General features: G+C 56.9%; 19 protein-coding genes and 1 other annotated feature. Of the genes, 10 read left to right on the top strand and 9 right to left on the bottom strand.

The window, feature by feature from the left end; genetic code table 11:
- Window positions 1-8 precede the first annotated feature (8 nt).
- From MOQ06_RS12805 to MOQ06_RS12795, 3 genes are all read left to right on the top strand, one after another.
- Complete coding sequence (locus MOQ06_RS12805) at window positions 9-620, top strand: hypothetical protein (RefSeq protein ID WP_242174431.1); 612 nt, start codon at window positions 9-11, stop codon at window positions 618-620.
- 77 nt (window positions 621-697) lie between these two features.
- Complete coding sequence (locus MOQ06_RS12800; RefSeq protein ID WP_242173393.1) at window positions 698-1768, top strand: LacI family DNA-binding transcriptional regulator; 1071 nt, start codon at window positions 698-700, stop codon at window positions 1766-1768.
- Between the two features lie 104 nt (window positions 1769-1872).
- Window positions 1873-4962, top strand: a complete 3090-nt coding sequence (locus MOQ06_RS12795; protein WP_242173391.1) for a beta-galactosidase — start codon at window positions 1873-1875, stop codon at window positions 4960-4962.
- Window positions 4963-5002: 40 nt separating this feature from the next.
- On the opposite strand, the gene MOQ06_RS12790 is transcribed toward MOQ06_RS12795, so the two are convergent.
- The gene (locus MOQ06_RS12790) at window positions 5003-6571 is read right to left on the bottom strand and encodes an EAL domain-containing protein (protein ID WP_242173389.1); all 1569 of its coding nucleotides are present in this window, start codon (window positions 6569-6571) and stop codon (window positions 5003-5005) included.
- Window positions 6572-6798: 227 nt separating this feature from the next.
- On the opposite strand from MOQ06_RS12790, the gene MOQ06_RS12785 reads away from it, so the two are divergent.
- Together MOQ06_RS12785 and ykgO are read left to right on the top strand one after the other, a co-directional pair.
- Window positions 6799-7059 (top strand): type B 50S ribosomal protein L31, encoded by a 261-nt coding sequence (locus MOQ06_RS12785; protein ID WP_148420306.1) that lies wholly within the window; start codon window positions 6799-6801, stop codon window positions 7057-7059.
- A 2-nt stretch (window positions 7060-7061) separates the two neighbouring features.
- Window positions 7062-7202 (top strand): type B 50S ribosomal protein L36, encoded by a 141-nt coding sequence (gene ykgO / locus MOQ06_RS12780; RefSeq protein WP_034458060.1) that lies wholly within the window; start codon window positions 7062-7064, stop codon window positions 7200-7202.
- 35 nt (window positions 7203-7237) lie between these two features.
- On the opposite strand, the gene MOQ06_RS12775 is transcribed toward ykgO, so the two are convergent.
- The 6 genes from MOQ06_RS12775 to acrA form a co-directional block, all read right to left on the bottom strand.
- Entirely contained in the window at window positions 7238-7705 is a 468-nt protein-coding gene (locus MOQ06_RS12775; protein WP_242173387.1) for a YlaC family protein, read from the bottom strand.
- 116 nt (window positions 7706-7821) lie between these two features.
- Window positions 7822-8373 carry a maltose O-acetyltransferase gene (gene maa, locus MOQ06_RS12770; protein WP_242173385.1) on the bottom strand — a complete coding sequence of 184 codons (552 nt, stop codon included), beginning with the start codon at window positions 8371-8373 and terminating at the stop codon, window positions 7822-7824.
- A 207-nt stretch (window positions 8374-8580) separates the two neighbouring features.
- A complete protein-coding gene (locus tag MOQ06_RS12765) occupies window positions 8581-8799 on the bottom strand; it encodes an HHA domain-containing protein (protein ID WP_015571250.1) in 219 nt (72 codons plus the stop codon).
- A 27-nt stretch (window positions 8800-8826) separates the two neighbouring features.
- Entirely contained in the window at window positions 8827-9201 is a 375-nt protein-coding gene (gene tomB / locus MOQ06_RS12760; protein WP_176611029.1) for an Hha toxicity modulator TomB, read from the bottom strand.
- Window positions 9202-9710: 509 nt separating this feature from the next.
- Window positions 9711-12857 (bottom strand): multidrug efflux RND transporter permease subunit AcrB, encoded by a 3147-nt coding sequence (gene acrB / locus MOQ06_RS12755; RefSeq protein ID WP_148420310.1) that lies wholly within the window; start codon window positions 12855-12857, stop codon window positions 9711-9713.
- A 22-nt stretch (window positions 12858-12879) separates the two neighbouring features.
- A complete protein-coding gene (gene acrA / locus MOQ06_RS12750) occupies window positions 12880-14073 on the bottom strand; it encodes a multidrug efflux RND transporter periplasmic adaptor subunit AcrA (protein ID WP_148420311.1) in 1194 nt (397 codons plus the stop codon).
- Between the two features lie 141 nt (window positions 14074-14214).
- Here acrA and acrR point away from each other — a divergent pair, with 141 nt between their 5' ends.
- Together acrR and mscK are read left to right on the top strand one after the other, a co-directional pair.
- Window positions 14215-14868 (top strand): multidrug efflux transporter transcriptional repressor AcrR, encoded by a 654-nt coding sequence (gene acrR, locus MOQ06_RS12745; protein ID WP_148420312.1) that lies wholly within the window; start codon window positions 14215-14217, stop codon window positions 14866-14868.
- Window positions 14869-14981: 113 nt separating this feature from the next.
- Entirely contained in the window at window positions 14982-18338 is a 3357-nt protein-coding gene (gene mscK / locus MOQ06_RS12740) for a mechanosensitive channel MscK (RefSeq protein WP_242173382.1), read from the top strand.
- Window positions 18339-18370: 32 nt separating this feature from the next.
- Here mscK and rsmS read toward each other — a convergent pair whose 3' ends face one another.
- Together rsmS and priC are read right to left on the bottom strand one after the other, a co-directional pair.
- Window positions 18371-18544: a pleiotropic regulatory protein RsmS gene (rsmS, locus tag MOQ06_RS12735; RefSeq protein WP_023334736.1), complete on the bottom strand. Its 174-nt coding sequence runs from the start codon at window positions 18542-18544 to the stop codon at window positions 18371-18373.
- 14 nt (window positions 18545-18558) lie between these two features.
- Window positions 18559-19086 (bottom strand): primosomal replication protein N'', encoded by a 528-nt coding sequence (priC, locus tag MOQ06_RS12730; protein ID WP_242173378.1) that lies wholly within the window; start codon window positions 19084-19086, stop codon window positions 18559-18561.
- Between the two features lie 50 nt (window positions 19087-19136).
- Between priC and MOQ06_RS12725 the strand changes: the two genes are divergently transcribed.
- The 3 genes from MOQ06_RS12725 (at window position 19137) to dnaX (ending at window position 22234) form a co-directional block, all read left to right on the top strand.
- Window positions 19137-19514 (top strand): DUF454 family protein, encoded by a 378-nt coding sequence (locus tag MOQ06_RS12725; RefSeq protein WP_176611025.1) that lies wholly within the window; start codon window positions 19137-19139, stop codon window positions 19512-19514.
- 151 nt (window positions 19515-19665) lie between these two features.
- Entirely contained in the window at window positions 19666-20217 is a 552-nt protein-coding gene (apt, locus tag MOQ06_RS12720; RefSeq protein ID WP_000127359.1) for an adenine phosphoribosyltransferase, read from the top strand.
- An 88-nt stretch (window positions 20218-20305) separates the two neighbouring features.
- A complete protein-coding gene (dnaX, locus tag MOQ06_RS12715; RefSeq protein WP_242173376.1) occupies window positions 20306-22234 on the top strand; it encodes a DNA polymerase III subunit gamma/tau in 1929 nt (642 codons plus the stop codon).
- Window positions 21564-21628, top strand: a sequence feature (DnaX frameshifting element). Its footprint overlaps the gene before it by 65 nt.
- Window positions 22235-22262: the final 28 nt, after the last annotated feature.

Here is a 22262-nt window from a genome sequence, read left to right as displayed (position 1 = left end):
AAGATAAAATGGTACGTCGTCTGGTACAACTTTATGTCGGCTTAGGCCTCTACGGGCTTTCAACCGCCATGTTCATACGCTCGGATCTCGGGGTCGACCCCTGGGACGTGTTTCACCTTGGGGTGGCAATCCAGGCCGGGTTAAGCATCGGCACGGTGATTATTTTGACCGGGGCCGCGGTGCTGCTGCTGTGGATCCCGCTGCGCCAGCGTCCTGGTCTCGGAACCCTCAGCAACGTCATTTGTATCGGCCTGGCGGCAGACGCGTCGATGGCGCTTTTGCCGGAACTTACCTCGATGCCCGTCCGCATTACCCTGCTGGTATCCGGCATCGTGGTGAACGCCATTGCCACCGGGATGTATATCGGCGCGGGGTTTGGCGCAGGCCCGCGCGACGGCCTGATGACCGGCATTCACGCCCGGCTGGGCTGGTCGATTCGCAGCGTGCGCACCGCCATTGAGGTGAGCGTGTTACTCATCGGCTGCCTGCTCGGCGGAGCGTTTGGCGTCGGAACCGTGCTGTATGCGTTAACCATCGGCCCGCTGATCCAGCTCTGTTTGCCGTGGTTTCGCCAGAAGCCACGGGGGCTGACCGCACCGCGGCCGGAGCGCATTGTTTGATTTTGCGAAGCGCTCACAGGCTTTAATGGCGTAACTGTGCCAGAATAGCGGCTTCTCTTTTTGCGATGTCAGAATGCATGAAAGCCATCACTCTTTATGACGTTGCCCGCGTGGCGGGCGTTTCTTATCAGACCGTTTCCCGCGTGATTAACGACGCGGAGCACGTTTCTCCGCGCACGCGGGAAAAGGTCCGGCAGGCCATGGCGGAGCTGCACTATGTGCCTAACCGCGGCGCGCAGCAGCTGGCCGGAAAGCGCACCCGCACGCTGGGGCTGATCACGGCCGATCTTGCGCTGCACGCGCCGTCGCAAATTGCCTCAGCCGTAAAATCCCGCGCGGTGGAGCAGGGGGCAAGCGTGCTTATCTCGATGGTGGATCGGCCTGCCCGGTGCGGGGCCGCGCTGCAGGAGCTGCTGGCCCAGCGCGTGGAGGCGCTGCTGGTGAACGTTCCGCTGGAGGATACGCAGGCAGAAGCGCTACAGGACATGGCTTCGCCGGTTCCGGTGCTTTTTCTCGACGTGTCCCCTTCCGCGCGGGTGAACAGCCTCGTGTTCGATGCGGGGCAGGGTGCCAGCCTGGGGGCGGAGCATCTGCTTTCGCTCGGGCACCGGCGAATCGCTCTGCTCGCCGGGCCGGAAAGTTCTGTCTCTGCCCGGGCACGTCTGGTGGGATGGAAAACCACGCTGGCTAAGGCAGGCGTGGACGCGCTGGCTGTGGCGCACGGTGACTGGAGCGCGGCCTCTGGCTATGAAAAAGGGCATCACCTGCTGGCGGGCCCGGCGCTGCCGGAGGCGATACTCGTTGCAAACGATCAGATGGCGCTCGGCGTCATGCGCGCCTGTGCGGAAAAAGGCGTAGCGATACCGGGCCAGATTTCGGTGGTCGGGTTTGATGATACCGCCGACAGCGCCTGGTTTTCACCCCCGCTTACCACCGTTCGGCAGGCGTTCCGTGAAGCCGGCGAGCGCAGCGTGGAATGGCTTCTGGCACCAGCCCGTAGCGAAGCGCGCTGGCAGAAACAACTTCCCGTTACGTTGATCGTTCGCCATTCCACGGCACCGCGCGCCGGGCAGCAGGCCGATCGTGAAGCGCTGGCGCAACAGCTCAGAGCGCTGGCGCTGCTGGCGGAGAAGCTGGCCCGAGGCTGACGCTTTTGTGATCGGGCTCGCCTGGTGACGATCTCGGCCTTTACGGCGACCGTTTACCAGGGCATGTTGGCTGTAAATTGTGAGCGCTTCGCAAAGAGGTTAATATGTCTTCTATCCCCCCGCTGACCCTCAGCGCACTTCTCGCTCGTCGTGACTGGGAAAACCCCGGCGTGACGCAGTGGAACCGTCTGCCCGCACACGCGCCTTTTCACAGCTGGCGTGAAGAAACGTTCGCCCGGGAGGATAAGCCTTCGCTGAGTAAGCGCTCGCTTAACGGCCGCTGGCGATTTAATTTCTACGCCGCGCCAGACCTGGTGCCCGAGGCGTGGGTGACGGACGATCTCGCTGATGCCGTCGGGATGCCCGTGCCGTCAAACTGGCAGATGCAGGGGTTCGATACCCCCATTTATACCAACGTCACCTACCCATTTCCGGTGAACCCGCCGTATGTTCCGGCTGAAAACCCAACCGGCTGTTACTCGCTCACATTTGACGTGGAGGAGGCCTGGCTGCACGGCGGGCAAACCCGCATCGTCTTTGACGGAGTTAATTCGGCTTTTCATCTGTGGTGTAACGGCACGTGGATTGGCTATTCACAGGACAGCCGCCTGCCTGCCGGGTTCGATCTCAGCCCCGTGCTGCGCCCGGGTCAGAACCGCCTGGCGGTGATGGTGCTGCGCTGGTGCGACGGCAGCTATCTGGAAGATCAGGATATGTGGCGGATGAGCGGCATATTCCGCGACGTCTCGCTGCTGCACAAGCCAGAAACGCGGATCGCCGATTACCGGATTGTGACCGACCTGAATGCCGAATGCGATCGGGCGGTACTCCGGGCAGACGTTGCGCTGGAAGGATCACGCTACGCCGGGTGCGAGGTGGCGTTTACCCTGTGGCGTAATGGCGAAGCCTGCGCGCGCGCCGTTCAAAAGCCAGGCTCGGCCGTCGTGGACGAGCGCGGCAGCTGGGCGGAGCGGCTTACGGTTGCGATACCGGTAAACAACCCCGCGCTGTGGAGCGCCGAAACGCCGGCACTTTATCGCCTGACCATAACGCTCAGGGATGCGCAGGGCACCGTGCTGGAGACCGAAGCCTGCGATGTCGGCTTCAGGCGCGTTGAAATCAGCAACGGCCTGCTGAAGCTCAACGGCAAACCGCTGCTGATCCGCGGCGTGAACCGCCACGAACATCATCCTGAAAAGGGTCAGGTGATGGACGAAGCCACCATGCGCCGCGACATTGAGCTGATGAAGCAGCATAACTTCAACGCCGTGCGCTGCTCGCACTACCCGAACCATCCTCTGTGGTACACGCTGTGCGATCGCTATGGCCTGTACGTGGTCGACGAGGCGAATATCGAAACCCACGGCATGGTGCCGATGAGCCGCCTCGCGGACGATCCGCGCTGGCTGCCTGCCATGAGCGAGCGCGTTACCCGTATGGTCCAGCGTGACCGTAATCACCCGTCAATTATCATCTGGTCCCTGGGCAATGAGTCGGGTCATGGAGCGAACCACGACGCGCTGTACCGCTGGCTGAAAACCACCGATCCCACGCGTCCGGTGCAGTATGAAGGCGGAGGGGCCAATACGGCGGCAACCGATATCGTTTGCCCGATGTATGCCCGCGTCGACTGGGATCAGCCGTTCCCGGCGGTGCCGAAGTGGTCGATTAAAAAGTGGATCGGCATGCCGGACGAAGCGCGTCCGCTGATCCTGTGCGAGTATGCGCACGCGATGGGCAACAGCTTTGGCGGCTTCGCCAGCTACTGGCAGGCGTTCCGCAGCCATCCCCGGCTGCAGGGAGGCTTTGTCTGGGACTGGGTCGATCAGGCGCTGACGAAGGAAGACGAGAACGGCACGCCATTCTGGGCCTACGGCGGGGATTTTGGCGATAAGCCTAACGATCGTCAGTTCTGCCTCAATGGACTGGTGTTCCCGGACCGCACTCCGCATCCAGCCCTTTACGAGGCGCAGCGTGCCCAGCAGTTTTTCACCTTTACGCTGGTGAGTACTTCTCCGCTGGTGGTTGAGGTTCAAAGCGACTATCTGTTCCGTCATACCGACAACGAACAGCTGCACTGGTCCGTAGCGCGTGACGGGGCGGCGGTGGCCTCCGGCGAGATTGCGCTCTCTGTCGCGCCGCAGGAAGTACAGCGCGTTGAGATCCCTTTGCCTGCGCTTGCCGCCGGGCCGGGTGAGGTCTGGCTCAACGTTGAGATCGTTCAACCCAAGAGCACGCCATGGTCGCCGTCCGGCCACCGCTGTGCCTGGGATCAATGGCCGCTTCCGGCTCCGCTGTACGTTGCGCCACCGGAAGCGGGCGGGACGGCCCCGCAGCTAACGGTGCAGGACGAGCTGCTGGATATCGTCCATCAGCAGCAGCGCTGGCAGTTTTGCCGCATCACCGGGAACCTGATCCAGTGGTGGAATACGGGCGCTGAAACGCTGCTTACTCCTGTCACGGATAACTTTACCCGCGCGCCGCTGGACAATGATATTGGCGTCAGCGAGGCGACCCGCATCGATCCGAACGCATGGGTGGAGCGCTGGAAAGCGGCGGGTATGTATGAGATGTCGCCACGCCTGCTCCGGTGTGATGCGGAGCAGCACGAGCGTGAAGCCGTGGTGACCACGCAGCACGTCTGGGAATACCGGGACAGAGCGCTGTTCGTGAGCCGCAAGATCTGGCGGATTGATGACCACGGCGTGCTGCACGGTGAAGTGCAGGTGACGGTGGCGTCCGATATTCCGGAGCCTGCCCGGGTAGGCCTGAGCGTTATGCTGGTGGATATTCCGGAAACGGTACGCTGGCTGGGGCTGGGTCCGCTGGAAAACTATCCGGACAGAAAGCTGGCGGCGCAGCAGGGACGGTGGGCGTTACCGCTGAAGGCTATGCATACGCCGTATATCTTTCCGTCGGAAAACGGCCTGCGCTGCGACACCCGCGAGCTGTCGTTTGGTTCGCATCAGCTGCAGGGGCGGTTCCATTTCTCCCTGAGCCGCTACGGCCAGCGGCAGCTGACTGAGGCAACGCATCAGCATCTGCTGCGGGAAGAGGCAGGCTGCTGGCTGAACCTGGATGCCTTCCACATGGGCGTTGGGGGAGATGACTCCTGGAGCCCGAGCGTGGCGCCGGCCTTCATCCTGCAAAACCGCCAGCTGCGCTACAGCTTTAGCTGGCAGCAGAACGGCTGAGACGTAACGCGCGGCCACGCCAGTGGCCGCGTCATCCCGCTCAGCAGGAAGGCTTGCTGATATTTTGCCCGGCCCAGAGAATGAAATCCTCTTTTGGCAGCGCCTTGCTGTAGTACCAGCCCTGTCCGTACTGCACGCCGTGGCGGTGCAGCCATGCCAGCTGCCCCTCCGTTTCAATCCCTTCCGCCACCATCGCCAGCTTTAGCGATTTTGCCATTTCGATGATATGCGGCGTGACGTTTTTATACTCCAGCGCATCCACGAAGGATTTATCGATCTTCAGGATATCCACGTCCAGATCCTGCAAATAGCTCAGGCTGGAGTAGCCCGTACCGAAATCATCAATATAGATGGCGTGCCCGGAACGGCGAAACGCGGCGATGGCAGGCGCGCTGACGGCGGGATCGGCAAACCCGCGCTCGGTTAATTCAAGGGCGATTTGCTGCGGGTGGACTTCCCATTTGTTCAGAAGCTTGCTCAACTGACGGGGCAGCTCGGGAGAGGTTAAATCACCGGGCGCAAGGTTGATCGATATGTGCAGCTCCGGGTGAAGATGCAGCCAGTACCCCAGATCCTCAAATACCCTGCTGACCACCAGCTGCGTCAGCTGAGAGATGAGCCCCGTTTCCTCGGCCAGGGGCACAAAAAGATCCGGCGCCAGGTTGCTGCCGTCCGGCTGCGGCCAGCGCATCAGGGCTTCAGCCCCCACCAGCCTGCCGCTGCAAAGCGCTACAATGGGCTGGTAATGAACCTGGATCTCGCGGTTGTTGATCGCGTCGATCAGGCGGTTGCGCGGGGACTGCAGGCGGCGGAGGATCCGCAGGACAATAAGGGCTGCGAGCAGGCTTATCAGCATACCCACCGGTAGCCAGATGAACAGCTGCTGGTGCCAGGTTTCCGCCAGGGGTTTTAGCGACGCCCAGGCAATCACCGTAAAGCCCAGCTCGGGTACGGGCTTAAGGATGTACATTGAGCCGTTGTACTGGACGCTCGTCACATCCTGCCGATCCTTAACATACCTGAGAAGATGCGGATCGAAGCGGTTGCTGCTGGCGAAGATAAGATGGGTTGTGCTGCCCACCAGAGCCGCATCCGTGGTAATTTCGCCGAACGGGACGACGTCCACAAGCGACGCCGGATCGATCATTACCACGTAGTGTCCTTTCCCCATCACAACCATATAGCGGTGAATGCCAAGATCGTTTTGCGAGGTGAGCCACGCGCTGTAGCCATCCCCGGTGATGCGCAAAGGGGGCGGTAAGGTCGCGGTATTACTGGACTGTTCAAGCGAAGAGCAGAGCGGTTTCAGGCTGTCGATGTACATGACTTCCTGAACGTAGCGCCATGAAAAGGCGACCCGACGCATTTCATGTAAATGCAGGGGACTGCAGGGCGGAGCGTCAAAGGTTTGCAGGTGTGTAAGCGCCTGCTTTGCCTGAGCGACAACCCTGTCGGTACGTACCAGAACGCGTGAGGCATAGTTGTCCAGCGCATCCACAAATTTTTCCTCTGCCTGGCGATGAGCCAGCCAGATGCTGAGGCAAACCGGGACCAGCACAGAAAAGATCAGTACGCCTGTTACCAGACTGACCAGGTGTCGGGTTTTCATGCTGCTGTTTCCTTCTCATCTGCCCGCCGGAGGCTCTGAGTCTGCTCGCCAGTGAAGAAAGATTTTATCGCTAAATGATATAGTTATAGCATGCGAAATTCTCAGGCAGGTACTCGGATAAGCCTTTCATAAAAATACCGCGATCCGCTGCATTATCAGAAGGGTTGTTTTTGCATCAAGGCTCGGATAGTATTTTGTTATGTTATAACAATGCATGAGAGCCTGAAATGAAACCCAATATCCATCCAACCTATCGTACCGTTGTGTTTCACGACACCACGGCCAATGAATTCTTTAAGGTCGGTTCGACGATTAAGACAGACCGCGAGATTGAGCTTGATGGCAACACGTATCCTTACGTCACCCTTGACGTCTCGTCAAAGTCACATCCGTTCTATACCGGGAAGCAGAAGACCTTCTCGACGGACGGTAGCGCGGCACGCTTCCGCAAGCGTTTTGGCGGTTTTCTTGACGCGAAGCGAGGCTAGCCATGCAGGTACTTAACTCGCTGCGCAGCGCAAAACAGCGCCATCCTGACTGTCAGATCGTGAAGCGCAAAGGGCGTCTGTACGTTATTTGCAAATCCAACCCGCGCTTTAAAGCGGTTCAGGGGGGGAAAAAAAGGCGCTAAACAAACGCTTAGCGCCTCTTCCAGGGAGGGGCCCGTTAGCCGTTGGCAGGGCGGGAGAGCGTGAAAACGTCATAAAACGAGAGTTCACCTTTGGTCGAAACCATTTTTTTCAGCTTTTCCTTAAGACCGGGTTCGACTGAAGGTGAGCGCATTATGGTGTCGATAAGTTCAGGCGGCACATAGCGTGTGTTATACCATTCCCCGTTGTAGCACACGCGGAAATCGAGTACGTCGATGTCTTCATACCGGTAACGCGGATTGACGTCGAAAAAGAAGAACGCATTAAACGCCACGAACAGCACAACAAGCAGCCAGACGGAATCTGCCAGCGTGTCGGACCTCAGCATCACGATAAGCGTTGCCAGCCAGGCTGCATACATGCCGACAAACAAACCGGGATGCTTACGAATAAAGCTGATGCTAAAGCGCGGGCGGTTGTCACGTTTTTCGCGAATATTAAGATCGTCGATGGTGGCGATGAGCAGGCGCTGTATCTCGGTCATTTTTTGCCTTTATGATTGTTGAAAATACAGGTGATCTGCCTATTTTATGAGAGGGATCTGCGCGAAGAAAGTAACAGTTATGCCGGGAAAATGCATAACAGTTACTCAGGGAACGTTTAGAGCATTTTTATGATTTTCGCCGGATTCCCGCCCACGACGGTATTGGCCGGCACGCTTTTGGTCACCACGGCCCCGGAGGCCACAACCGCATTATCACCAATCGTCACGCCCGGGTTAATAACCGCACGCCCGCCGATCCACACGTTATGCCCAATAGTGACCGGCTTACCGTACTCAAGCCCGCTGTTGCGTTCGGCCGCATCCAGAGGATGGGTGGCAGTATAAATATGGACACCCGGCGCGAGCATACAGTTATCACCAATATGAACAGGGCAGACGTCCAGAATGACGCAGTCGAAGTTGGCGTAAAAATTTTTACCCAGATAGATGTTATAGCCGTAATCGCAGCGGAAGCTCGGCTCGATGTAGGCACCTTCACTTTGCCCCAGCAGCTCGGCCAGCAGTGCGCTACGCTCGGCTTTCTCATCGGGAGCGGTATGATTATAGCGGTGAACAAGATGACGCGCGCGTAAACGGTCTGACCGCAGCGTGTTATCGCCAGGGCGGTAATATTGACCCGCAATCATCTTCTGTTTTTCTTCACTCATGGGAAACCTCTCTGGGATCGTTTTACGTAGCGTAATGAGGATTAACCAGAAAGGGAACGTTCCCTAAAAATGGCTGTGACGGAAGTCACAACATTATTGCGGGTACAGACGTTTTACACGGGAGCCTGGCTTTTGCACGTGAAGCGTAATTCGAAAGGTAAATTCAGCTTAACAATGGTCGTAATGCCTTTACTGCCTCTTCAGGGATTAACGGACAAACTTCCATACCGAAGAGGGGATCTTGTCATACAGTTTATTCATCGTCAGTTCTGCAAGACGATGGTCGGCGGCTGAATAAAATACAGCCAGTTCATTATCAGACAGCTCATATTTATTTTTTTCTATAACGCGTTCGAGCGTGTCAATTGACTGACAGCGTCGCAGGCGCATCAAATAATCGACTTTAGTTAATGGTTTATCAGACATAAATTCACCTTAGTATTTGTAATAATTTTAACAGGAAAGACTAACCGGATTAGCTCTGCTGACATTCGTGAAGCAGCGAAATAGACGGTTTCCTGATTTACGCCATTTCTGCAAATCCTGTGCGTTAATGCCGTAGCTGCTGAACAACATAAAGGTGTCGTCCAGGTATTCATCAATTTGCTCTATCAACTTATTATCTTCATTGTACTTAATTTTATAATTAAGTGCGAAGGTCGCGATATGCTCAATCAGCTCGTTTAGCTGTAAGTTGATAGCAGACGTTGGATCGTTCACCCAGCCATGGTTACTTTCATCAAGGTTGGCGAGGCAGTCATGGTACAAGGATTCGCAGAGAAATTTCAACTGCGCGATATCATGCCTTTTTGGCGAGTACTCGTCCATAGCGCATCCCCTTTTGAGTGATTTCTTACTCACCGAACATCATGTCGGGATGGATACAACTTGCTTAGCCACACGGGTGCTGTGTTCCTGATAACTCTAACTATAAGCCACTCTGATCAAGATTTCATCGCGCTATTACGAAAAATTACAATTAAAACGTTACCCTGCGAGCGCTTACGCAAATGTGGCCACTCACGCGAACAATTTTATCCTGAAAAACACTTTTTTTAATCCGTTCCTTAAGATTCATTGAGTTAGCGCAACGTTTCATTTGAAGTCCGGATTCAGATATCTTCGGTATTTACGATGGTTTAGGAATTGTCCGAATATTTTAGGCGATGAATTGATAATAAAACAACGCTGAATTCTACGATTAGCTTATCGGATTATTATGATAAGACTTATCAGGACGGGTGAAAATAAATAAAACCACAATAAGTCTATTTTATGAATTTTTCTGAAAATGAAAAAGGCCGCAAATGCGGCCTTTTTATCATGTGAAACCGGTATCAGTGATGTTCTACCGAATGATTGTGCTCCACATCCTCATTTTTGCGGCTAAAGCGGCGACGTACCACCACGAAGAACACCGGTACAAAGAAGATGGCGAGAACGGTCGCGGTGACCATACCACCCATTACGCCGGTACCTACCGCGTTCTGCGCGCCGGAGCCTGCGCCTGAGCTGATAACCAGCGGCATAACGCCAAGGATAAACGCCAGGGACGTCATCAGGATTGGACGCAGACGCATACGAACCGCTTCCAGCGTTGCTTCAATCAGGCCTTTACCTTCTTTCTCCATCAGATCTTTGGCGAATTCAACGATAAGTATCGCGTTCTTCGCCGACAGGCCAATGGTTGTGAGCAGGCCCACCTGGAAGTAAACGTCGTTGGTCAGCCCGCGGAAGGTTGCGGCAAGCAGCGCACCGATAACCCCCAACGGCACCACCAGCATTACGGAGAACGGTATCGACCAGCTCTCGTACAGCGCCGCCAGACACAGGAACACCACGATCAGTGAAATGGCGTACAGGGCAGGGGCCTGGTTACCGGACAGACGTTCCTGATAGGACATGCCGGTCCAGTCATAGCCGATACCTGCTGGCAGCTTGCTGGCTAACTCTTCCATCAGGTTCATGGCTTCACCGGTGCTTCGGCCCGGAGCCGCCTGACCGAGAATTTCCATGGACGGCAAGCCGTTATAGCGCTCCAGACGCGGCGAACCATATTCCCAGCGCGAGGTTGAGAAGGAGGAGAACGGCACCATCTGACCATTGCTGCCGCGAACGTACCAGTTGTTGATATCGTTCGGCAACATGCGGTATTGCGCTTCAGACATCACGTACACTTTCTTCACACGACCGCGGTCGATGAAGTCGTTGACGTAGCTACCGCCCCAGGCTGCGCCCAGCGTGGTATTGATGTCGCTGATGGAAACGCCCAGCGCCTGAGCTTTCTCCTGGTCGATGTCGATCTTGTACTGCGGCGTATCTTCCAGACCGTTAGGACGCACGCCCACCAGAAGGTCAGGGTGTTTTGCCACCTCGCCAAACAGCTGGTTACGCGCCTGGGTCAGTTTTTCGTGGCCCAGACCGCCCTGGTCGATCAGCTGGAAGTCGAAGCCGGTCGCCGTACCCAGCTCAACAATCGCTGGCAGGTTAAAGGCGAAGACCATCGCGTCTTTAATCTGCGAGAAGGTAGCCATTGCACGGCCGGTGATGGCTTCAACTTTGTTCTCATCGCCCGGACGTTCAGACCAGTCTTTCAGAGAAACGAAGGCAATACCGGTGTTCTGACCACGACCCGCGAAGCCAAAGCCGTTAACCGCAAACACGGATTCAACGTTGTCTTTCTCTTTCGTCAGGAAGTAGTCGGTCATCTCATCCAGCACTTTCTGCGTACGCTCCTGCGTCGCACCTGCCGGAAGCTGGGCCATACTCAGGAACACGCCCTGGTCTTCATCTGGCAGGAACGAGCTTGGCAGACGAACGAACAGGAAGGCCATCCCTACCACGATGATGATGTAGAGCAGCAGGTAGCGACCGGTGCTGCGCAGGATATTACCCACGCTGTCGGTGTAGTGGTGCGTGCTCTTGTCAAACATGCGGTTAAACCAGCCGAAGAACCCTTTGTGCTCGCCGTGACCGCCTTTCTTAATCGGCTTCAGCATGGTTGCACACAGGGCTGGCGTCAGGATCAGCGCAACCAGCACCGACAGCGCCATCGCTGAAACGATGGTGATTGAGAACTGACGGTAAATCGCACCGGTTGACCCCCCGAAGAAGGCCATCGGGATAAATACCGCAGACAGTACCATCGCGATACCGACCAGCGCGCCCTGGATCTGGCCCATGGATTTACGGGTTGCTTCCTTCGGCGGCAGGCCTTCTTCCGCCATCACACGCTCGACGTTTTCAACCACCACGATGGCGTCATCCACCAGCAGGCCGATGGCGAGCACCATCCCGAACATCGTCAGGGTGTTTATCGAGTAGCCAAATATCGCCAGAACCGCGAAGGTCCCGAGCAGTACCACCGGCACGGCGATGGTTGGGATCAGCGTTGCACGGAAGTTTTGCAGGAACAGGTACATTACCAGGAAGACGAGGATAATCGCCTCAACCAGCGTTTTTACCACTTCGTGAATCGAAATTTTTACGAACGGCGTGGTGTCATACGGATAAACAATTTTCAGACCTGACGGGAAGAAAGGTTCCATCTTCTTCAGCTCTGCACGGATAGCCGTCGCGGTGTCCAGGGCGTTAGCGCCTGTCGCCAGTTTGATACCCAGACCAGAAGCCGGTTTGCCGTTGAACTTCGCGATAACGTCGTAGTTCTCGCCGCCCAGCTCCACTTTCGCCACGTCACGCAGGCGAACCTGAGAACCGTCCTGATTCACCTTCAGCAGAATTTTGCTGAACTCATCCGCCGAGGTCAGACGCGTTTGCGCAATGATAGACGCGTTAAGCTGCTGGCCTTTCACCGGCGGCGTGCCGCCCAACTGACCGGCTGCCACCTGGGCGTTCTGCGCTTTGATGGCGTTAATCACGTCAACCGGCGTCAGCTGGAAGTTGTTCAGCTTGTTCGGGTCCATCCAGATACGCATTGCGTACTGGGAACCGAACAGCTGAACGTCACCCACACCAGACGTACGGCTGATGGCGTCCTTCATGTTGGCGCCCACGTAGTCGGAAATATCCTCCTGCGTCATGGTGCCGTTGGTGTTGATTACTCCGACAACCATCAGGAAGCTGCTGGACGATTTCTCGACGCTAACACCCTGCTGTTGTACTTCCTGCGGCAGCAGCGGCATCGCCAGCTGCAGTTTGTTCTGCACCTGAACCTGCGCAATGTCCGCATCCGTACCGGATTCAAACGTCAGGGTGATCTGTACCGTACCGGTTGAGTCACTGTTTGAGGACATGTACATCAGGTTATCGATACCGTTCATGTTCTGTTCGATAACCTGCGTGACGGTATCCTGCACCGTTTTCGCATCAGCACCCGGGTAGGTTGCGGAGATCGTGACCGCCGGTGGCGCAATCGTTGGATATTGCGCAACAGGCAGCTTCAGGATCGCAAGTCCCCCGGCCAGCATGATGATAATGGCGATCACCCATGCAAATATGGGGCGATCGATAAAGAAATTAGGCATGTCTTAACGGCTCCTGTTTAAGTTAAGACTTGGTTTGTTCTGACTGGCCAGCGGCAGACGCTTGTTGTTTGTCGTCAGATTTCACTTCCTGCGCTTTTACCTGCGCGCCAGGACGAACTTTTTGCAAACCAGTAATAATCACGCGATCGCCATCTTTCAGACCTTTCGTCACCAGCCACTTGTCACCAATCGCCTGCGTTGCAGTGATATTGCGCGTTTCGACTTTGTTATCGGCACCCACAACCAGCGCGCTCGCATCGCCGCGTGGCGTACGGGTCACACCCTGCTGAGGAACCAGCAGTGCGGTTGGGTTAGTCCCTTCTTCAAGGCGGGCGCGTACGAACATACCCGGCAGCAGCGTTTTATCCGGATTCGGGAAAATGGCCCGGATAGTGATAGAGCCGGTGGTCTGATCGACGGTCACATCAGAAAATTCCAGTGTGCCGGTCTGTGAGAACTTGATACCGTCGTTGGTAACCAGCTCAACTTTGGCTTTGCCGTTTTCCTGTTTCAGCTGGCCGCTGGCGAGTTCCTGTTTCAGACGCAGGAAATCGTTACTGGACTGCGTGACGTCAACGTAGATCGGGTCAAGCTGCTGCACGGTGGCCAGCGCGTTGGTTTGGCCGTTTTGTACCAGCGCACCTTCGGTGACGGCGGACTTACCAATGCGACCGCTGATAGGGGAGGTCACTTTGGTGTAGGCCAGGTTAATGCGCGCGGTTTCTACCGCCGCTTTCGCTGCCACAACGGCCGCATTGGCCTGCTGTGCATCGGCCAGTGCAGTATCGTAATCCTGCTGACTGATGTACTGCGTGCCGAGCAGTTTCTTGTAACGATTCAACGTCAGCTGCGAAATTTTGGCTGCCGCTTCTGCTTTCGCCAAATCGCCTTTAGCGCTCTCATAAGACGCCTGGTAGGTTGCTGGATCAATCTGATACAGAGACTCACCTGCTTTCACATCACCGCCTTCGGTGAAGTTACGTTTCAGGATGATGCCGCTCACCTGAGGACGCACTTCCGCAATGCGGTAAGCGCTGGTGCGGCCCGGTAGTTCTGTTGTGATCTGGAGAGGTTCGGATTTGAGCGTCACGACGCCAACTTCTGGCACCTGCTCCGCTCCTTGTTGAGCCTGTTTGTCGTCACATCCTGTAAGCGCTAAGCTGCCTGAGAGCATCAGAACGACCGCCAGAGGCGTTAACCCTCTGTTTTTGTTCATATGTAAACCTCGAGTGTCCGATTTCAAATTGATCAAGGGTCCTGAGTCTAAAAACCCATTGCTGCGTTTATATTATCGTCATGCTATGGTACATACATTCATAAATGTATGTAAATCTGACTCCTGTAAATTCATCAACGTATGGCACGAAAAACCAAACAACAAGCGCTGGAAACCCGACAACACATTCTGGATGTGGCAATGCGTTTGTTCTCACAGCAGGGTGTTTCGTCAACCTCGCTGGCACAGATTGCTCAGGCCGCGGGCGTCACGCGGGGAGCGATTTACTGGCATTTTAAAGACAAGTCAGATCTGTTCGGTGAAATCTGGGAGCTTTCAGAGTCCAGCATTAGCGATCTTGAGAGTGAGTATCGGGCAAAATTCCCTCATGATCCACTCTCAGTGCTAAGAGAAATTCTAGTATATATCCTTGAAGCGACAGTTGTTGAAGAGCGTCGCCGTCTGATGATGGAAATCATCTTTCATAAATGTGAGTTCGTTGGCGAAATGGCGGTGGTCCAGCAGGCGCAGCGCGACCTGTGTCTGGAAAGCTACGATCGCATCGAGCAGGTTCTCACGGAATGCATGCAGGCCGACATGCTTCCCGCCACGCTGCTGACCCGTCGGGCAGCGATCCTGATGCGCAGCTATATTTCCGGCCTGATGGAAAACTGGCTTTTCGCGCCGCAGTCGTTCGATCTGCACGCGGAGGCGCGCAGCTACGTCGAGATATTCCTGGAGATGTGCCGGCTCTGTCCGACCCTTCAGGGCAAGCATCCTCAGCATTCTGCCTGATCGCGCCTGAGAAAATTCGGAGACCCTTTCCGTCGTACTATTCTGCTTCAGCCGGGCGTGATATTCTTCACGCCCGACTATTTTCGGTCATTTCTCAGATCACATTCACGACTATGCTGCACACCAATCGCTCGAAACATCCTGTTCTGGCCGTTTTTTTGATCCTGCTGTTTTTCTTTGCAGCCGCACCGCATTCATACGCCCGTGCAGACAACGGCAGTGACGTTCCCACCCGTGCCGAGGTCCAGTCGCAACTCGACACCCTGAATAAGCAGAAAGATCTCACCGCCCAGGACAAACTCGTTCAGCAGGATCTGACGGAAACTCTGGATACGCTTGATAAGATCGAACGCATAAAAACCGAAACGGCCCAGCTGCGCCAGAAGGTCGCCCAGGCGCCGGAAAACATGCGCAAGGCCACCGAGGCCCTAAGCGCGCTCAGCGACGTCGATAATGACGAAGAGACCCGGAAAACGCTCGCCACGCTGTCATTGCGCCAGCTTGAGTCGCGCGTGGCGCAGCTGCTGGACGATCTGCAAACGGCCCAGTCCGATCTTTCAACCTACAACAGCCAGCTGGTTTCCCTGCAAACCCAGCCGGAGCGCGTGCAGAACGCGATGTATTCCGCGTCGCAGCAGCTACAGCAAATTCGTAACCGTCTGAACGGCACCACCGTTGGGGAAGGGTCGCTCCGCCCGACGCAGCAAACGTTGCTGACCATTCAGCAAACGCTGCTCAATGCTGAGATTGAACAGCAGCGTAAGAGCCTGGAAGGCAATACCGTATTGCAGGACGCGCTGCAAAAGCAGCGTGACTACGTGACCGCTAACATCAACCGCCTTGAGCATCAGCTCCAGCTGCTGCAGGAAGCGGTGAACAGCAAGCGCCTGACGCTCACAGAAAAAACGGCGCAGGAGGCGGTCTCGCCGGATGAAACGGCGCGCATTCAGGCCAACCCGCTGGTGAAGCAGGAGCTGGAGATTAACCATCAGCTCAGCGAGCGTCTGATTCAGGCGACGGAAAACGGCAGCACCCTGGTGCAGCAGAATATCAAAGTCAAAAACTGGCTGGATCGCGCCTTGCAGGCCGAGCGCAACGTTAAGGAGCAGATTGCCGTTCTGAAGGGCAGCCTGCTGCTGTCGCGTATTCTGTACCAGCAGCAGCAGACGCTGCCGTCCGCCGACGAGCTGGAAGACATGACCAACCGCATTGCGGATTTGCGCCTTGAACAGTTTGACATTAACCAGCAGCGCGATGCGCTTTTCCAGACCGACGCGTTCGTCGCCAAAGTGGAGGAGGGCCATTCAGGTGAAGTGAACGCAGAGGTTCACGACGCGCTGTTGCAGGTGGTGGATATGCGCCGCGAACTGCTGGATCAGCTCAACAAGCAGTTGGGCAACCAGCTGATGATGGCGATCAACCTGCAAATCAACCAGCAGCAGCTGGTGAGCGTCTCCAAAAGCTTGCAGGAGATCCTGACCCAGCAGATTTTCTGGGTGAACAGCAATAAACCGATGGACTGGGACTGGTTTAAATCTTTCCCTGAGACGCTGAAATCCCAGATTCAGGGCATGAAAATCACCGTGAACTGGGAGAAAGCCTGGCCTGCGGTAATGATTGCCTTCCTTGCTGGCCTGCCGTTGTTGCTCATCGCCGGATTAATTCGCTGGCGTTTGAAGTGGCTGAAGCAGTACCAGGCGAAGCTGGCCTCGGAAGTGGGGCAGCTGCGTAACGACAGCCAGCTGCACACGCCGAAAGCGATCCTTATCGATCTCGTTCGAGCCCTGCCGGTCTGCCTGCTAATTCTGGCCGCCGGGCTGATCCTGCTGACCATGCAGCTTAATATCAGCGATCTGCTGTGGGCGTTCAGCAAGAAGCTGGCGCTGTTCTGGCTGGTGTTTGGCGTGTGCTGGAAAGTGCTCGAAAAAGACGGGGTCGCCGTTCGCCACTTCAACATGCCGGAGAAACTCACCAGCCACTGGCGTCGCCAGATCGTGCGCATTAGCCTCGCGCTGCTGCCGCTGCACTTCTGGTCCGTGGTTGCGGAGCTTTCTCCGCTGCATTTAATGGACGACGTGCTGGGCCAGCTGGCGATCATGCTGAACCTGCTGCTGATTGCCGTCCTGATGTGGCCGATGTGCCGCGACAGCTGGCGCGATAAAGAGTCGCACAACATTCGGCTGCTCACCGTGACGGTGCTGGCGATTGTTCCGCTGGCGCTGATGGTGCTCACCGCAACGGGCTACTTCTATACCACGCTGCGCCTGTCCGGCCGCTGGATTGAAACCGTCTATCTGGTCATTATCTGGAACCTGCTCTACCAGACCGTGCTGCGCGGCCTGAGCGTGGCGGCGCGCCGTATCGCCTATCGCCGCGCCGTCGCGCGTCGTCAGAACCAGGTGAAAGAGGGGGCGGAAGGGGCCGAGCCGCAGGAAGAGCCGACCATTGCGCTGGAGCAGGTCAACCAGCAAACCCTGCGTATCACCATGCTGGTGATGATCGCGCTGTTTGCGGTGATGTTCTGGGCTATCTGGTCTGATTTAATTACCGTCTTCGCCTATCTCGACAGTATTACCCTCTGGCAGTACAACGGTACCGAAGCGGGCGCGGCGGTAATGAAAAGCGTAACCATGGGCAGCCTGCTTTTTGCGCTGGTGTCGTCGGTGGTTGCGTGGGCGTTGATTCGCAACCTGCCGGGTCTGCTGGAAGTGCTGGTGCTCTCAAGGCTGAACCTGCGCCAGGGGGCATCGTATGCCATTACCACCATCCTTAATTACGTCATTATTATCGTTGGGGCGATGACGGTATTCGGCTCGCTCGGCGTCTCGTGGGATAAGCTCCAGTGGCTGGCGGCCGCGCTGTCGGTGGGCCTGGGCTTCGGCTTGCAGGAGATTTTCGGTAACTTTGTGTCTGGCCTGATAATCCTGTTCGAACGTCCGGTGCGTATTGGCGATACCGTCACCATCGGCACCTTCTCCGGGACCGTCAGCAAGATCCGTATTCGTGCGACCACCATCACCGACTTCGATCGCAAAGAGGTGATCATCCCGAACAAAGCCTTTGTGACCGAGCGTCTGATCAACTGGTCGCTCTCTGACACCACCACCCGCGTGGTGATCCGACTTGGGGTGGCCTACGGCTCCGATCTGGACAAGGTTAAAGAGGTGCTGCTGAAAGCGGCGAATACACACCCGAAAGTGATGCACGATCCTGCGCCAGACGTGTTCTTCACCACCTTCGGGCCAAGCACGCTGGATCATGAGCTGCGCCTATACGTGCGCGAGCTGCGCGACCGCAGCTATACCGTCGATGAGCTGAACCGCACCATTGACCGTCTGTGCCGTGAAAACAACATTAATATCGCCTTCAACCAGCTGGAGGTTCACCTGCGTAACGAAAAAGGTGACGAACATACGGAAGTGAAGCGCGAGATTAAGGGGGATGACCCTCACCCTAACCCTCTCCCTTGAAGGGAGAGGGAATAATCTGGTGCGGGCTGCTTTTACCCTCTCCCCTCAGGGGAGAGGGCAGGGTGAGGGGGTAATTTTCCCTCAAAATCACGCCGCACAATCTCCAGCGCCTTAAGCACCGTCTCCGCCGGGATCTCATGATTCTCCAGCAGCATAATTAAATCGACGGCCAGCTTGACCTCGTCGGGTGCATTTTCCAGTGACATCAGTGTGGCTCCTGTTAACGGGTCAGGCGTTCAATCACGCGTTCAATCTCATCCCGCGCCTGGCGGCAGCGGACGATGCGGCCTTCCAGCGCGCTGATTTCACGCATTAATAACTGCTGCTCTTCCAGCGTTTCGCTGTCGTTCAGTCGGGCTTCGCGCTCGCGCTTCATCTCATACAAACGGCGCTCAAACTCCTGGTTTTCCAGCCGCCTGCGCTGCCATTTGCCGAGGCCCGGCGAGGCGCTGTCCCAGGCGCGTAGCGGCCAGGCGGCGATTTCGCGATGCAGGGCAGCGATCTGCTCGGCCAGATGCTCCGCAAGCCACGCCACCTGTTCCCGCTGTTCACCCTCAACCGCATGGCGAAGTTCGTCAAGGCTCGTCTGCGCCTCAGCAAGGTAATCCTGAAGGACGGTGCTGCGGGTGCGGAAAAGCTGTCGGTCAAAGCGCGGTTTCAGCGTGGCATGTCCCATCAGCGGTGTGGCCTGCGCGCGCAGAGCGATCAGCTGATTTTGCAGCTTCTCAAGAAGCAGTGCTGTTTTCAATGCGCTCTCCAGTGGTAAAGTAGCCGTTCAGTTTGATAACGATTCGCATTATGCAGCGTACTATTTTAATCATCATTGGCTGGCTCGCGGTAGTGCTGGGTACGCTGGGCGTGGTTTTGCCCTTGCTGCCGACCACCCCGTTTATCCTGCTGGCGGCCTGGTGCTTCGCCCGCTCGTCGCCGCGTTTTCACCACTGGCTGCTGTACCGCTCGTGGTTTGGCGGCTACCTGCGCTACTGGCAAAAACACCGGGCAATGCCGCCCGGAGCCAAGCCGCGCGCCATTGTCTTCATACTTATCACCTTCGCCGTCTCGCTATGGCTGGTGAAAATGATGTGGGTACGCATTCTGCTGCTGGCGATCCTGGCATGTCTGCTGATCTTTATGTGGCGGATCCCGGTGGTTGATGAAAAGCAACAAAAGCACTGAAGCCTCATCATGGCTGTTGCAATTATGGCGCACAGCCAGTAAATTCGACCGTTTTCGAGCACAGGTGCGCCTGGTCAAAGGTTAAACAACTTTTACTTTGACCGACTCGTCGCGCGCCGTGAGTAACACTGTTTCATTTAGGCACAAACCGATGACCGCAACTGCACAGCAGCTTGAATATCTGAAAAACAGCATCAAAAGTATCCAGGACTATCCGAAACCTGGCATTCTTTTCCGCGATGTCACCAGCTTGCTGGAAGATCCGAAAGCGTACGCGCTCAGCATTGAACTGCTGGTCGAGCGTTATAAAAACGCCGGGATCACCAAAGTAGTAGGTACCGAAGCCCGTGGCTTCCTGTTTGGCGCTCCGGTTGCGCTGGCAATGGGTGTGGGCTTTGTGCCGGTGCGTAAGCCGCGCAAACTGCCGCGTGAAACCATCGCTGAGAGCTACGAGCTGGAGTACGGCACCGATCAGCTGGAAATCCACGTTGACGCTATCAAGCCAGGCGACAAAGTGCTGGTGGTGGACGATCTGCTGGCAACCGGCGGTACTATCGAAGCGACCGTGAAGCTGATCCGTCGTCTGGGTGGTGAAGTGACCGACGCGGCATTCATCATCAACCTGTTCGATCTTGGCGGCGAACAGCGCCTGGAAAAACAGGGCATTACCAGCTACAGCCTGGTGCCATTCCCGGGTCATTAATCCCGTTTCTCACAACCTCGCTCAATGGGTGAGGTTGTGATAGCATTCCCCTCCATTAATTCACCTTCCAGCGTTGCAGAGCCTGCCCATGAGTTATCAGGTGTTAGCCCGTAAATGGCGACCACAAACCTTTGCTGACGTTGTCGGTCAGGAACATGTGCTGACGGCCCTGGCGAACGGCTTGTCGCTAGGTCGCATCCATCACGCCTATCTTTTTTCCGGCACCCGCGGCGTCGGTAAAACCTCTATTGCCCGCCTGCTGGCAAAAGGTCTGAACTGCGAAACCGGGATCACCGCCACCCCGTGCGGCGTATGCGATAACTGCCGCGAGATCGAGCAGGGGCGTTTTGTCGATCTGATCGAGATTGACGCCGCCTCGCGCACCAAGGTGGAAGACACCCGAGATCTGCTCGACAACGTGCAGTACGCCCCGGCGCGCGGCCGCTTCAAGGTCTATCTGATCGATGAAGTGCACATGCTGTCGCGCCACAGCTTTAACGCCCTGCTGAAAACGCTGGAAGAGCCGCCTGCGCACGTGAAGTTCCTGCTGGCGACCACCGATCCGCAAAAGCTGCCGGTCACGATCCTGTCGCGCTGCCTGCAGTTCCACCTGAAGGCGCTGGACGTCGAGCAGATCCGCGCTCAGCTTGAGCACATTCTCGATGAAGAGAAGATTGTCCACGAGCCGCGCGCGCTTCAGCTGCTGGCTCGCGCGGCTGACGGCAGCCTGCGTGATGCGCTGAGCCTCACCGACCAGGCCATTTCCAGCGGTGACGGTAAACTTTCTACCGACGCGGTCAGCACCATGCTCGGCACGCTGGATGACGACCAGGCGCTCTCGCTTATCGAAGCGATGATTGCCGCTAACGGTGAGCGGGTGATGTCGCTCGTCAACGCCGCCGCTGCCCGTGGCGTTGAATGGGAAGCGCTGCTGGTCGAGATGCTCAGCCTGCTGCACCGCGTGGCGATGCTGCAGCTGTCTCCGTCGGCCATCGGCGCGGACATGGCGACCATTGAACAGCGGATGCGTGAACTTGCGCGAACCGTGCCGCCGGCTGACGTACAGCTTTATTATCAGACGCTGCTGATTGGCCGCAAAGAGCTGCCGTTTGCACCGGATCGCCGGATGGGCGTTGAAATGACGCTGCTGCGCGCGCTGGCCTTCCATCCGCGCATGCCGTTGCCGGAGCCGGAAGCTCCCAGGCAGTCTTTTGCGCCGGTCGCCCCGACCGCGGTGATGTCACCGCAGCAGGTGCCACCGCAGCCGACGCCGCCTCCGCCGCAAAACGTGCCGCTGTCGGATGCCACCAGTTCGGTGCTTGCCGCACGAAGCCAGCTGCAGCGTGCGCAGGGAGCAACCAAACCAAAAAAGAGTGAACCGGCAGCGCCAGGAAGAGCGCGGCCGGTGAACAACGCCGCGCTTGAACGACTGGCCTCGGTAACGGAGCGCGTGCAGTCGCGTCCGGCGCCGTCCGCGCTCGAGCAGAAAGCCCCGGCAAAAGAAGAGGCTTACCGCTGGAAGGCGACCACCGTTGTTGAAACGGTCAAGGAAGTGGTCGCCACGCCGAAGGCGCTGAAAAAGGCGCTGGAGCATGAAAAAACGCCGGAGCTGTCCGCGAAGCTGGCCGAAGAGTCCATCGAGCGCGACGCCTGGGCCGCTGAGGTCAGCAAACTTCAGCTGCCGAAGCTGGTGGAGCAGGTCGCGCTGAACGCCTGGAAAGAGCAGGACGGCAATCAGGTGCGTCTGCACCTGCGCCCGGGCCAGCGGCACCTTAATTCCCCCGGCGCACAAAAGGCGCTGGCCGAGGCGCTCGCCACATTGCAGGGCTCGCCGGTTGAATTGATTATCATTGAAGATGATAATCCGGCGGTGCGCACGCCGCTGGAGTGGCGACAGGCCATTTATGAAGAGAAGCTCGCGCAGGCGCGCGAGTCGATTATCGCGGATAACAACATCCAGACCCTGCGACGGTTCTTCGACGCGGACCTGGATGAAGAGAGTATTCGCCCCATTTGATCGTGAGTCTGACTTACGGTTGTAATCC

It is taken from the genome of Enterobacter sp. I4 (assembly GCF_022669095.1).
Taxonomy (GTDB): Bacteria; Pseudomonadota; Gammaproteobacteria; order Enterobacterales; family Enterobacteriaceae; genus Enterobacter; species Enterobacter pasteurii.
This window is presented reverse-complemented; position numbering and strand designations above follow the sequence as displayed.

Coding starts and splice junctions, on each gene's coding strand:
- MOQ06_RS12805 (WP_242174431.1), top strand. CDS start 9: ATGGTACGTCGTCTGGTACAACTTTATGTCGGCTTAGGCCTCTACGGG.
- MOQ06_RS12800 (WP_242173393.1), top strand. CDS start 698: ATGAAAGCCATCACTCTTTATGACGTTGCCCGCGTGGCGGGCGTTTCT.
- MOQ06_RS12795 (WP_242173391.1), top strand. CDS start 1,873: ATGTCTTCTATCCCCCCGCTGACCCTCAGCGCACTTCTCGCTCGTCGT.
- MOQ06_RS12790 (WP_242173389.1), bottom strand. CDS start 6,571: ATGAAAACCCGACACCTGGTCAGTCTGGTAACAGGCGTACTGATCTTT.
- MOQ06_RS12785 (WP_148420306.1), top strand. CDS start 6,799: ATGAAACCCAATATCCATCCAACCTATCGTACCGTTGTGTTTCACGAC.
- ykgO (WP_034458060.1), top strand. CDS start 7,062: ATGCAGGTACTTAACTCGCTGCGCAGCGCAAAACAGCGCCATCCTGAC.
- MOQ06_RS12775 (WP_242173387.1), bottom strand. CDS start 7,705: ATGACCGAGATACAGCGCCTGCTCATCGCCACCATCGACGATCTTAAT.
- maa (WP_242173385.1), bottom strand. CDS start 8,373: ATGAGTGAAGAAAAACAGAAGATGATTGCGGGTCAATATTACCGCCCT.
- MOQ06_RS12765 (WP_015571250.1), bottom strand. CDS start 8,799: ATGTCTGATAAACCATTAACTAAAGTCGATTATTTGATGCGCCTGCGA.
- tomB (WP_176611029.1), bottom strand. CDS start 9,201: ATGGACGAGTACTCGCCAAAAAGGCATGATATCGCGCAGTTGAAATTT.
- acrB (WP_148420310.1), bottom strand. CDS start 12,857: ATGCCTAATTTCTTTATCGATCGCCCCATATTTGCATGGGTGATCGCC.
- acrA (WP_148420311.1), bottom strand. CDS start 14,073: ATGAACAAAAACAGAGGGTTAACGCCTCTGGCGGTCGTTCTGATGCTC.
- acrR (WP_148420312.1), top strand. CDS start 14,215: ATGGCACGAAAAACCAAACAACAAGCGCTGGAAACCCGACAACACATT.
- mscK (WP_242173382.1), top strand. CDS start 14,982: ATGCTGCACACCAATCGCTCGAAACATCCTGTTCTGGCCGTTTTTTTG.
- rsmS (WP_023334736.1), bottom strand. CDS start 18,544: ATGTCACTGGAAAATGCACCCGACGAGGTCAAGCTGGCCGTCGATTTA.
- MOQ06_RS12725 (WP_176611025.1), top strand. CDS start 19,137: ATGCAGCGTACTATTTTAATCATCATTGGCTGGCTCGCGGTAGTGCTG.
- apt (WP_000127359.1), top strand. CDS start 19,666: ATGACCGCAACTGCACAGCAGCTTGAATATCTGAAAAACAGCATCAAA.
- dnaX (WP_242173376.1), top strand. CDS start 20,306: ATGAGTTATCAGGTGTTAGCCCGTAAATGGCGACCACAAACCTTTGCT.